Origin of the sequence: Saccharibacillus sacchari DSM 19268, from assembly GCF_000585395.1 — a bacterium.
In the GTDB taxonomy this organism is placed as follows: Bacteria; Bacillota; Bacilli; order Paenibacillales; family Paenibacillaceae; genus Saccharibacillus; species Saccharibacillus sacchari.
The window spans coordinates 2,218,047-2,230,441 of record NZ_KK073875.1; the positions used below are offsets into that span (position 1 = coordinate 2,218,047).

10 protein-coding genes are annotated in these 12,395 nt (G+C 54.6%); 2 read left to right on the forward strand and 8 right to left on the reverse strand.

What is annotated here, in order from left to right; all coding sequences use genetic code 11:
• Positions 1-231 precede the first annotated feature (231 nt).
• The 3 genes from pxpB to SACSAC_RS09490 are packed head-to-tail and all read right to left on the reverse strand — an operon-like array spanning position 232 to position 3,501.
• Positions 232-2,298: a 5-oxoprolinase subunit PxpB gene (gene pxpB / locus SACSAC_RS28700; protein WP_342666454.1), complete on the reverse strand. Its 2,067-nt coding sequence runs from the start codon at positions 2,296-2,298 to the stop codon at positions 232-234.
• A gap of 33 nt (positions 2,299-2,331) precedes the next feature.
• On the reverse strand, positions 2,332-3,132 hold the full coding sequence (locus SACSAC_RS09485) for a LamB/YcsF family protein (protein ID WP_051507012.1): 801 nt from the start codon (positions 3,130-3,132) through the stop codon (positions 2,332-2,334).
• Between the two features lie 15 nt (positions 3,133-3,147).
• Positions 3,148-3,501 (reverse strand): winged helix-turn-helix transcriptional regulator, encoded by a 354-nt coding sequence (locus SACSAC_RS09490; protein WP_037285604.1) that lies wholly within the window; start codon positions 3,499-3,501, stop codon positions 3,148-3,150.
• A 131-nt stretch (positions 3,502-3,632) separates the two neighbouring features.
• Between SACSAC_RS09490 and SACSAC_RS09495 the strand changes: the two genes are divergently transcribed.
• Complete coding sequence (locus SACSAC_RS09495; RefSeq protein WP_037285606.1) at positions 3,633-4,304, forward strand: NAD(P)H-dependent oxidoreductase; 672 nt, start codon at positions 3,633-3,635, stop codon at positions 4,302-4,304.
• Between the two features lie 328 nt (positions 4,305-4,632).
• On the opposite strand, the gene SACSAC_RS09500 is transcribed toward SACSAC_RS09495, so the two are convergent.
• From SACSAC_RS09500 to SACSAC_RS09520, 5 genes are all read right to left on the reverse strand, one after another.
• Positions 4,633-5,622, reverse strand: coding sequence for a glycoside hydrolase family 43 protein (locus SACSAC_RS09500; RefSeq protein ID WP_156950983.1), 990 nt, complete (start codon positions 5,620-5,622; stop codon positions 4,633-4,635).
• Between the two features lie 109 nt (positions 5,623-5,731).
• A complete protein-coding gene (locus tag SACSAC_RS09505; protein WP_037285612.1) occupies positions 5,732-7,375 on the reverse strand; it encodes a type 2 periplasmic-binding domain-containing protein in 1,644 nt (547 codons plus the stop codon).
• 137 nt (positions 7,376-7,512) lie between these two features.
• Positions 7,513-8,409, reverse strand: a complete 897-nt coding sequence (locus SACSAC_RS09510) for a carbohydrate ABC transporter permease (RefSeq protein WP_051507013.1) — start codon at positions 8,407-8,409, stop codon at positions 7,513-7,515.
• A gap of 12 nt (positions 8,410-8,421) precedes the next feature.
• The gene (locus SACSAC_RS09515; RefSeq protein ID WP_037285616.1) at positions 8,422-9,384 is read right to left on the reverse strand and encodes an ABC transporter permease; all 963 of its coding nucleotides are present in this window, start codon (positions 9,382-9,384) and stop codon (positions 8,422-8,424) included.
• A gap of 222 nt (positions 9,385-9,606) precedes the next feature.
• Positions 9,607-11,874, reverse strand: a complete 2,268-nt coding sequence (locus tag SACSAC_RS09520) for an AraC family transcriptional regulator (protein ID WP_037285618.1) — start codon at positions 11,872-11,874, stop codon at positions 9,607-9,609.
• Positions 11,875-12,118: 244 nt separating this feature from the next.
• Between SACSAC_RS09520 and SACSAC_RS09525 the strand changes: the two genes are divergently transcribed.
• Entirely contained in the window at positions 12,119-12,340 is a 222-nt protein-coding gene (locus SACSAC_RS09525) for a hypothetical protein (protein ID WP_037285620.1), read from the forward strand.
• Positions 12,341-12,395 lie beyond the last annotated feature (55 nt).

Below are 12,395 nucleotides of genomic sequence, written 5' to 3' on the forward strand. Positions count from 1 at the left end.
TTAAAAATGATGATGAAAAGTCAACAAATTCGTCTTTTTGCGCCGCTTGAGCAGAAAATCGGACGAATATGTTGACGAAACTTCAGCATTTTCAAAAAAAGTTCAAGGTATGAGCCCGTCGGTCGCGTGCGGTATGAGGCTGGGACGCGAATGCAACACAGTCGGAGAACTCGCTGTTCCCGGCCCGGATGGCGGTTGTGCGCGAGTCATGATTGTTGGTTGTGTGCTCGCCTATCCGTTCCTCCATAAGCGCATTGAAATGCGCAGACGCAACAACTCCCGCTCCTGTTCGATATATACATGTTCGGCTTCTCGCAAATACACTTCGGCAAAGGTCAGCGTCTGCCCGGGGCGCAGTTGAGCGATCAGACGCAGATCGGCGGAAATAATTTGCGCGATTCGCGGATAGCCGCCCGTCGTTTGCCGATCCGCCGTCAAGACGATCGGGTTGCCGCCGGGAGGAACTTGAACGGTGCCCGGAGCCACGGCTTCGGAAATCAGCTCCTGCGGTTGCTCCAAACGCAGAGCGGGACCCGACAGACGACAGCCCATGCGGTCGGACTGCGGCATGATGCGAAAAGCTGCGTTTAGCAGCGCTTCGCGGCTCGGCGCGTCGAACAGGCCGAAGTGCGTGCCGCGGGTGAACCGGACGATGACGTCAGCGGCCGAGTCGGCCGAAGGCGAAGCTTTCGACCGACTCACCTGCTGGGCGGAGCCGGGGAAATGCAGGTCGCCCCAATCCGGGCGACCTGCGACGTAGCCGTGCGCGGCGTGCCACGGCGCGGCGGCGAAGTCGGCGCCTGGCGCGATGCTGCGCAGCGGGCCGAAGGCGCGCTCGGATATGCGCGCCTTGCTTTGCGACGTCCGCGCGTGCAGGACGTCGCCGGCGCGCAGCGCCCGGCCTTCGAGCCCGCCCAGCCCGGCTCGAAGATCGGTTCCGCGGCTGCCCAGCGCCGCGGGCGCGGCGAAGCCGCCTGCCAGCGCGAGATACGCGCGGCAGCCTTCGCGGGCCGGGCCGAATTCCAGCACGGCCCCGGCCCGGACGCGGACGGGCCGCCACATCGGCAGCGGCACGCCGCCGATCGAAGGCGCTAAATCGGCGCCGGTGAGCGCGATCAGCGTATCGCGCTCGAAGCGCAGCGTAGGTCCCGCCAGCGTGATCTCCAGCGCGGCTTCGCTCTCGGCATTGCCCGCCATCAGATTGGCGGCACGCAGCGCATAGGTATCCATCGCTCCTCCGGCCGTAACGCCGTACTGCTGATAGCCAGGACGGCCCAGGTCTTGCAACGTGGTCAGCAGACCGGGGTTCAAGACCGAGACAGACGGAACCGACGTCTCTTCCGTTTCATTGCTAGCTATCCCGTCATTCCAGTTATCCTCGCCGACTCTTCCTGCACGATCAGGCCTTCCGTCCATGAGATTTGTACGGTCTGATTGTTCGTCCTCTACTTTTGCCATGCCGCAGGATTCGTCCGTTAAAAAGCGATGTACCGCATCTGCCCGATGTACCGCCAATCGCATATATTCATCCGTCGCGATCGGACGAAATCGAACTCGGTCACCCGCTCGAAGCAAACTCGGCGGCACTTGATTCGGTTGGAACAATGCCGTCGGCGTCCGTCCGATCAGTCGCCAGCCTCCAGGCGTAGATACGGGATATACCCCTGTCTGAGCCCCTGCGATTCCGACGGTTCCTGCCGGAACGGACAAGCGCGGCGTCTCCAATCTGGGCGCGGAGATCGCCGGGTTCATACCGCCTAAATAAGGGAAGCCCGGGGCAAAACCAATCATATATACCGGATATTCTTGCTCGGTATGAATAGCGATCACTTCCTTTTCGCTCATCCCGGCATGTTGAGCAACGAAGCTTAAATCCGGCCCATACTCTCCACCATATAGCACCGGGATTTCGATGACTCGCGAACGGCTCTCCCTTTCAGTATTGTCCGTCAGGAGAAGACGTTGAAGACAATCAACCATCTCCTGCATAACCATGCGACTTCGATGATCTGGCAACGCCTCGGCTACCTTCAACGGATCGTAAAAAATCGTCACGGCCGCAAAAGACGGCACCACTTCGATCATCCCTGGCAGCGGTCGACACTCCAGTAAATCTGTCAGATTTCGAACCCCATGGTTGGTTTCCGGTGAAATGTCCGAACCAAAGACAACGCGAATTGCCGTTTCGTTAAGAGGCTCGATCAAGGGTATATGGACAAAATGATCCGCGCTGAAGTTCCCCTTCCGATCCTTCATCCCTTTTGCTGCCTTCATGCCGTTCCTTCTTGTTTCCTCCACCTCATTCACCTCCTCGCAATATGCACAATGACTTCACGCAAAAGGCTTCACTCTAACTCCAGCAGTCTGACAAGCCTCCACAATATGACGGGCGAACGCCAGCGCATGCTCACCGTCCCCGTGCAAACAGATCGTGTCCGCACGCATCTCTACGTCTCCGCCGTCCGGCGCGTTCACGCGGCCTTCCAGCGCGATCCGAACAACGCGGGCCGCCGCCGTCTTCGCATCGACAATCAATGCACCGGGAAGCCCTCGCGGCATTAACGAACCGTCCGCCAGATACCCGCGATCCGCAAACGCCTCATGTGCAACGCGCAGGCCAATTCGCCCGGCGGCGCGAGTCAACTCGCTATTCGCCAAACCGAATAACGCCAACGCCGGATTGACCCGGTACACTGCTTCGGCAATTGCTTCCGCCAGATCTGCCCGAGCCGCCGCCATATTATACAAAGCTCCATGCGGCTTAACGTGCTTCAGCGTTCCTCCCTCGGCGCGCACGAAAGCATCCAGCGCCCCGATCTGGTATACCGTCATGGCATAGACTTCGCTTGCCGAGACATCGATCGTCCTACGGCCGAATCCGGCCAAGTCGGGCAGTCCCGGATGCGCACCGATCGCTGTGCCTGCTTCCAATGCCAGCTTTACGGTTCGCTGCATGACAGACGGATCGCCCGCATGAAATCCGCAAGCGATATTCGCCGATGTCACATACGGCAAAATTTCGGCATCCCGCCCCAACGTATACGCCCCGAAGCTCTCTCCGAGATCGCAGTTTAGGTCGATGCTCGCTTTGCGTTTTTCGCGGGAATCGCGGTGTCCGGATTCTCGATTCATTTCAATGTCCCCTCCTCACGGATTTCGCCGATCCAAGATCGCGCGCTCATGCTCCATCCCCCAACTTTTCATCAGATTGATGATCGGGATCAGCGTACGACCGAATTCGGTCAAGGAATATTCCACTTTGGGCGGAACTTGGCGATAAATTTCCCGATGAACCACACCATCCCGTTCTAGTTCCCGAAGCTGCAAGGTCAGGATTCGCTGCGTCGTTTCCGGCATCATTCTTCTCAACTCGTTAAAACGTACAGGTCCGTCGATCAAGTGATACAACACGATCCCTTTCCATTTTCCTCCGATCACGTCCACCGTAACCGCTACAGGACAAGTATACGGGGTTCCGACTTCTCTTTTACACTCTTCCATATGTGAAAACCCCATTCTCTCAGGATCAAAATAGATACTATCCCACAAAATTGTGCGTACTTCTCTTTTCCGACACCTCTATAGTACTATTAGCTCGACGATAATAGGAAACCGAAAGCGAGGCAATCTTTATGAATACAATGGAGAAAAAGAATACCATTTTACAAGCTTTCAATACCCGACACGCCACGAAAGCCTTCGATCCTTCCAAAAAGATCAGCGACGACGACTTTGAGTTCATCTTGGAAACGGCCCGACTTTCTCCCAGCTCTCTCGGCTATGAACCGTGGAAATTCTTGATCGTTCAAAATACGGAGTTGCGGGAAAAAATCAGAAAAGTCAGCTTCGGCGCTCAAGGACAACTTCCGACCGCAAGCCATTTCGTGATTCTTCTCGCTAAAAGCAATGCCCGAACGGACAGCGATTACGTACAACGCCTGATGACCGACACCAAAAAAGTGCCGAGCGATACGCTTCTCCAATTGAGCCAAGCTTACCAAAGTTTTCAGGAAAACGACCTTCGATTATTCGAAAACGATCGGGCGATTTTTGACTGGGCCAGCAAGCAAACGTACATCGCGCTCGGCAACATGCTGACGGCAGCCGCTCAGATCGGCATCGATTCTTGTCCGATCGAAGGCTTCAACTACGATAAAGTGAACGAAATCCTCGACAACGAAGGACTGCTCGAAGATCGGTCTTATCAGGTCTCCGTAATGGCTGCTTTCGGTTATCGGACGCAGGAACCGAGTCGGGTCAAAAACAGACGGGAATACGATTCCGTAATCCAGTGGATCAAGTGAAAAGTCGTGCAGTCGGATTTAACGGATCGAGATGAATCTTAGCGATAAAAATCGAACACTTTGCATTTTTAACGGATCGCAGCGACACTTAGACGTTGAAACCGAATGAAAAAGGGCGAAATCCGTAATGGTTTCGTCTTTAAGCGTCGCTACGCTCCGTTAAGTTCAAAAAAATGCAATAAAAGGGGATGTAACGGACATACGATCCGTTACATCCCCTTTGTTCTGAAACAAAGCTCCCAGCAGATGCGGAAATCTCGGGAACGAAAATTTGACAAATCTGCTTCCTTCGAGGTTTGAAGACACGTCCTGGCGTAAAAATCGCTTCTTACCCTTTTCGACTCGCCGTCTCTTCGACGGTCGATCCCCAACATTTCTCCACCGCTTCATACTCCTTCTGCGTAATCGGCAGAACGGAACCATGCCTTTTTTTCAACGCGCCGAAGTCATACTCCCCCGCCTCCGCGATTCGCCAAGCTGCTCCGGTCGTATCGCCGATATCCGTCGTGACGATCGGCAGGTAGCCGCCATGCGTCGAATAACGATCTACGAGCAGCACCCATTTCTCCTCGCCGTTCAGTTTGAAAAACTGCGGTCCTTCCGCGTCTTTGCCTGTCAGCTTCAGCCCCATCGATTCCAGCGTGGATAGCTTCTCCCACTCGCCATCCGGACGGCTGCCGCTTTCGATCGTAATCTGTCCGTCACCGGAAGCGCGGTAATACCGATCGCCGACCCGAATCATTGTGGTATCGATAATGCTGGCATTTTCCCCGCGCGAGATATAAATCTCGGCAGGCGTAAACGTTCGAAAATCGACGGTGCGGCTGCTGTAGATATGCAATCCGCGTTCACCGCCGCCCTGCGCATCCCGGCTTGACGCCCAAAAAACCAGATAGTCTCCCTGCTGCTCATCATAGATCACTTCCGGTGCCCAGGCACAGCCCGCTTCCTCCGGTGCAAGCTCAACGAGTCGCGGCTCCGACCAGTTCACCAAGTCCTCCGATTCCCAGATCACGAGAGATCGGCTCCCGGTCAGCGTCGCTTCGGCCGAGCTCCAGCCTCCGCGTCCGTAGATGCTGAGATCCGTCGCCAGGAGGTAAAAGCGTTCTCCGTCCGCGCTTCGCAGCAAGTAGGGATCACGCACGCCGCGCTCGCCGACCGAAGACGTCAACACGGGCTGCTGCCGATTGAGATCCTTCCAATACATCCCGTCCTTGCTCAAAGCAAAATAGATTTGCTCGCCGCGCGCTTCATTTTCGCCTATAAAATGAATGAACAAGTAGCCGTACAATTCTTCCGTTCCCGCTGACATGGGCATGCATCCCTCCGATTCTTTCCGTTCATCACGAACAGGGAGGAGCGCAATCCCTCGCGCTTCCTCCCCGCTTTTTTACGGCTTGCTTTTGAAACGGCCTCAACCGCGGCTATTACTTGTACTGATCCGCATCGATTGCCGCTTGCTTCTCGTCCAGAATCTCTTGATAACCCGCGTTGAGGTACTGCGTTTTCGCTTCCTCGTACAGCTGATCGAATTGATCCTCCGGCGCGAGCGCGATTTTCAGGTACAATTCTTGGAACAAGACGTTCAGATCGGCTTTGTAATCGTTGACGTTGTCCAATACGACCGTGAATAAAGCGTCCGGCGTACGGAATTCTTCGGTTTCGTTGTAGTACTTGATCATGTCGTCGGCCAGGTATTCGTGGCCCGGAGGCGACCAGTTGCGTTTGTTGGCGGCCAATGTCGTTTCGGGATCCGGGTACTGCGCCGTTTCCGTCACGAGCGCCCAATAGTCTTTGTTGTTGTTTTGCGCCAATACAGACTCGCCTTTGAATTCCGGATCGCGCACGGCTACGCCTTGTTCGTCCAGCGTGTAGTTTTCGCCTTCGACGCCGTTTTGCAGGAAGAACAGATTATCCGGTTGGCTCATCCATTCCAGGTACATCCAGACCGCCGCGCGTTCCATCTCGGTCGATTCGTAGTTGATGCCCATGATGAAGCCGAACGGCCAATATGCGCGTCCTTGCGGCTCGCGGCCTTCCGGCACGCCCGCATACGGAGGCATGATCGCGAACTCCGCGTCCGGATTGTTTTTGAGCGTGGCTTCGATGACGTCCGTGTTATTGGTCAAATACGTGCCGAACGTGCCCGTTTTGCCCGCGACGAACTCGGCTTTGATCTTCGGCTCGTCGGAACGCAGGTAGAACTCGCGGTCGATCAGGCCGTTGTTGAATTGGTAGTTCAGGTTGCGCAAGTAGCGTTCGGTGTCCGCCGTCGTCAAATCCGCTACCGACAAATCGGAATACAGCGCGCGGTATTTTTCGTCGAACGGCCAATCGCGGAAGGCGTAGTTGTAGTTGAACGAATTCTGGATCAAGCTGCCGCCCGTCGTGCCCAGGCCCGCTTCCTTCCATTTGACCAGCATCTCGTTATACTTTTCGAGCGAAGTCAGGTCTTCCAGTTTCATGCCGACCTTCTCTACCCAGTCTTTGCGGATAATGGTCGTGAAGTTGTCCACGTTCGGACGCGAAGCGAAGAAGAACGTCGGTTTTTCGTCGATCGTGCCGTACTGCTCGATCGTCTCGCCCAGGTTCGCCCAGTATGTAGGCGCGTAGTTTTTGATCTCTTCGTGATTCAGCTCTTGCAGCACTTCTTCCCCGTAATAAGCCAACGCTTGCGGCATATCGTAGTGGAAGATGATGTCCGGCGCTTTGCGCGAAGCCAGCAGCTGCTCGAAGTCGGTCACTTCGCTGGCGCGGGTAATCGGCACAAAGTTAACGCTTACATTATACTTGTCGCCGAATTCCTTTTGAATCCATCGGGTGTAATAGTTGTCCGTAACGTTCCAACCTTCGAAAGCGCGCTCGTAAACGGGAATATCGAGATTTACTTTTTCCGGAAACCCGTTCGAGTAATCCGCGAAGCCTTCGGCGGCAGTCGCCGGCGTATCGCCGTCGGTCGTTGCCGAACCTCCCGCTTCATTCGTGCTTCCTCCGCCGCCCGTACATCCGGCCAACAAACTGACAAGCGCAAGTCCGGTTACCCATAACGAAGCTTTTTTCTTTTGACTCATTCCCAGTCCCCCTTTGTTTTTTTGAAATAGCAGCTTGTCTCACTTTAATATCAGGTTTACGTTTGGCTGAAACGCACACGGTTCTAGTGCGATTCAGGCGGACGCAAACCGACGTCTGCTTGAGACAAGTCGCCGGACTACTCTTTCACCGCGCCGAGCATCGTACCCTGAACGAAATACTTCTGGACGAACGGATAGATGCAGATGATCGGAAGCGTGGCGAACACGACGACGGCGGCTTTCATGACCTCGGGATTGCTGAGCGTCACTTGGGTCGCTTCCAATTGGAAGCTTTCGCTCGCCTGAACGATCAGGTAGTACAACTTCAATTGCAGCGGACGCAGATCGACATTGTGCTTGATGTAGAACAACGCGTCCTGATAAGCATTCCAGCGGCCTACCGCGTAGAAGAGCGACAGGGTTGCCAAAATGGGTTTGGACAGCGGAAGCACGATACTCCAGAGGATTCGGAAGTGACCGGCTCCGTCGATCCGCGCGGATTCCTCCAGGCTGATCGGTACGCTGTGGGTAAACGTCGTTTTCATGATCAATAAGTTGAATGCGCTGAACGACAACGGCAATATGAGCGACCAGAGCGTATCCAGCATGCCCAGATTGTTGATCAGCATGTATTCCGGAATGATCCCGCCGCTGAAGTACATGGTGAACAGGAAAATGAACGTCAGCGTCGAGCGGCCTTTCAATTGTCTGCGGGACAGCGGATACGCCGCGCAGATGGTGACGACCATCCCGAGTATCGTGAACAGCACGGTGACGATCACGGATACGTAGAGGGAACGCAAAATGCTGGCGTCAGCGAAAATTTTGGTGTAGGCCTCGATATTGAAGCCTTGCGGCAGCAGGTAAACCTTGTTCGCGATAACATAGGCGTCTTCGCTGAACGACTTGGCGACGATATGCAGATACGGCAGAAAACAGATCAGGGACACGACGACCAGCGCCGCATGGATCACGAATCCCCAGATATCAAAGCGCTTTTTGCTGCCGACCGGAGCATTGCTTACGGCTTTCATGTTTTTCCTCCTTTACAGCAGGCCGTCTTCGCCCATTTTTTTGGCAATCCGGTCGGCCGCTAGTACGAGCACCAGACCGATCAGCGCCTGGAACAATCCCAGAGCGGTCGCGCGGCTGATGTCTCCGCCTTCGATACCCCACCGATATACAAGCACCGGAATCGTGGTCGTGAATTCGGTCGTGGCCCGGTTAAGCAGCGCGTAGATCCGTTCGAACGAACCGCCCATGACGCCGCCCAAGCTCATGATAAGCAGGGTTACGATCGTCGGCCGAATCGAAGGAAGCGTGATGTTCCACATTTTGCGCCAGCGGCTCGCGCCGTCGACGGTTGCCGCTTCGTACATTTCCGGGTTGATGCTGCTCATCGCGGCCAAGTAAATGATCGTGCCCCAACCCATGCTCTGCCAGATCCCGATCGCCAGATAACTGATGAGCCAATTGGTATCTTGCTGGAGGAACGGTATTCGCTCCGCGCCCAGCGTCACGAGCAGGTTGTTGATCATCCCGTTGCCTTCGCCGAGCAATTGGTACGCCATCGCCCCGATAATGACCCAGGACAAGAAGTGCGGCAGGTACAGCATCGTCTGATTGACCCGCTTGAATAGGACGTTTTTGACTTCGTGCAGCAGCAGCGCCAGGAAGATCGGCACCGTGAAGCTGAACAGCAGATCCAGCACGTTCAATAACAGCGTGTTGCGCACCGCTCTCGCGAAGTCCGGTTTGGCGAACAATTCTTGGAAGATCTCCATGCCGACCCATTCGCTTCCCCAGAATCCTTTCGCGATCTTGTAATCCTTAAAGGCGAGGACCAATCCCGCCAGCGGCGTGTATTTGAATACCAACACCAGCACCAGCGGAAGAATCAGAAGCGTGTACAACTGCCAATCGCGCCGTAGATAATAGAGCGGACCGTAACGACTCTCTTTCAGTAAAGCGGTTTCATTTTTGCTTTTGGCTACGCTGATTCCCTTCACCTTTCCACCTCCCGTCTCACTTTTTCCCATCCGTCGCCGGACATGTGCCTATCATAGCCGCGGCTTTCGGAATCGGTAAACGACGAGTGTTGATGCCGGCGGTCATTTTTGATTCAAGCCCCGGTTTTACAGGAAAAATAAGGGGTTTGACGATCATTTCCGGTGGTCGGAATCAAAAATGACACCTGCGCGGAAGCGGAATTCGGCAGTCTAAAGCTTGATTTAAGAGGTGCGGTATTGCGTCTTGTAAGCGCTCGGCGCCATGCCTTCGTATTTATGGAAAAAGCGGTTGAAACTGCGTGCGTTTTCATAGCCGACAGCCGCCGCGATCTCCGTAATGGTCCGTTCGTTTTCCATCAGCAGCTGCTTGGCCTTCTCGATTCTAAGCTTGTTAAGCGAATCGATCAGACTGGAACCGTTCATCTCGTACACGATTTTCCGCATGTAAGAGTAGCTGATCCCGATCTCTTTCGCCATGTCTTCGAACACGACGTCTTCGCAGTAATGCTCGCGCAAATAATTCATGATCCGGTCCGCGTGAGATTGGCTTTCTTCGTTCGCCGGCTTCATCGCTTCGACGATTCCGGCATAAAAATCATGAATATACGCCTGCAAGTCGTTCAACGTGTCCAACGAAGCAATGGTCGAATACACGCTGCCTCGTCCGGCTACGGTTCGGGCGGCCCGGCTGTCCGTCTCCTGAAGATGCTTAATCGTCACGCCGACCAGTTGATTGTAGATAAACAGGATATTGTCATGGGAAATGTAATCTGCGCCGCGGATGTCTTCGGCGATTCGATCCAGCTCGGCATCGATTTTGTCCAGGTCGCCCGCGCCGAGGAAATTGAGAATCCGGCGCTCGCTCCAATCGGGATACATGTATTTCATTTCCCGATTTTCTTCTTCGCGGCTGTAATGGATGCCTCCGCTGCCCGCGATCATGCGTTTTTTGACGGCTTCCAGCGCTTCGGCCGCCAGATCCGGAATGCTGGTCGTCCGTTTCGCTCGTCGGCTGACGCCGATCGTTACGGTATGCTCCAGCAGCTCGGCCGCCTTTTCCCGAATCCGCTCGATGTATTGGTGGATCTCGTCGCACCGTTCCTTGCTTTCCTCCCGGCTGTCGTTGAGAACAAGCGTAAAGCAGCCGTCGCCGCGATACAGAAACTGCCCGATCAACCCGTCTTCGAACAGATTGTCGCAATAAACGCTGAGCAGATGGCGATGATAGCTTCGCGTCTCGGAATTATGCTTGATCGAGTAGCCGCGATAGCCGTCGATCGAGATCGCGACCACAAGCAGATGCGTATAAGGAAATACGTAAGAAGCGGCCTCGTCCGTTTCTCCCCGCAGCAGGCGTTGAACCGTCAAGCTGCGCGCATCCCGTTCGCGTTCCCGCAGCAGCTCGTGCAGCTTGGCCTCCTCGCCCTGCATCCGGCGGAACGCCGTTTCCAAGAACGCGAATTCGTTCTGGCCGGGCACGCCCAGATAACCGCGCAGCGTGAGCGTTCGCACCAGTTCGCGGGCCGGCTTGGAAAACCATGCGGCAAGGAACAAGGTGGCGAAAGCCCCGATAAAGATCACGATCACGGTCAGTACGATGATTCCCCGCTGCTGCGTATGCGTTCGGGTTAACAATTCCTGCACGGAGTACGTACTCAGATGCGTCCAACCGAGAGCATCGGAATTCGTCCAAGCATAGAGCACCCGATCCCCGTCCGCTTCTCCGAACGAATAACCGTCTACGGAAACTTTTTCTTTCAAAGCAGCGAAAAAAGGCAGCACATCGGCATCGTTCATCAGCAGGCTTTTGTCGGCATGCGAAATGATCGTGTTTTGGGAATCGATCAGCGCGTAGTTCGTATTCGCTTCATTCGAAGACGACAAATAATCCTCCAGCTGGCTCTCGCGCAAATTGACGACGATCGTTCCCCTCGTCGTCGTCGACAATCGACTAAGCGGCAGCACGTACGACACGACGGATGCGCCGGATTCCAGCTTGCGCGGATACCAGATGCCTTCGATCCCCCGCTGCTCCTCCAGCGCATCCTCAAGCCAGTCCATCGGCTCGTATCGGCTCAAGGTCGTGATGCTTCTATCGGTAGAGACCACATAATCGGAACCTTCCAGATAGAAAAAAGACGAGGCCACGCCTTCCGCCCGGCGGTTCAGGTTGGTCAGCTCGCGCATGATCGCCATCGCGCGGCTGATATTGCCGTAATCGGCGCTTAACGCTTCATAAGTGGGAAAAGGACGAATCCGGTCGAACGTCCCCGTAGCCGACAGCCGAACGGTATCCTGCGACAAGCTGTTAAGCGCGCTCTCGTTCAACCTTCGGCTGGCTACAAGCTCCGCAAGCGACGACTCGGCGATCTCCCGCTCGGAATTGCGCAGGCTTTGCTCGCTGCTATACCAAGTCAGGATACTGACGGGAATGACCATCACAATGAATAAAATGCAGGCCAACTGCAGTGTCATCGGGAAACGTTTCAAGGTGACACCTCCGATTCTGAACAGGCTGATTAACCTTTTGGTAACGCTTACAAAAATAGGTTCGTCAATGACTCCTTTATATATTAATTTATGAAGCTCTGGTTTGTCCACGTATGAATTCTTTGATTTGACTTGTTTTTTGTGGTTAAGTGATCGGAATTTGTTTTCAAAATATAATCCGGATAACTTTTACAAGCTTTTTGCCGTTTAAAGAATAAGTCTCAAATCGCGGAGGTACGAATGGATGTATAAAGTGCTTGCTTTGGCGCTTGTTGTTTTGGCTTGGGCCGGGACGGATATTGTAATGACCACTCCCTCAATCGAGGTAAATGTTACGAACGCAACAGGCCATCACGGCGCGAGCATCAGCGAGTGGCAGGGGGATGATACGGTGATTACGGACGAATACGGAAATCAATCTACGTTAGGTGAATTGAAATCGTATACGAGCGTGGTACTTCCCTGACCGCGGAAGGCCGGAAAGATCCCATGACTAAAAAAGGAATCGTCGCAAAATGCCG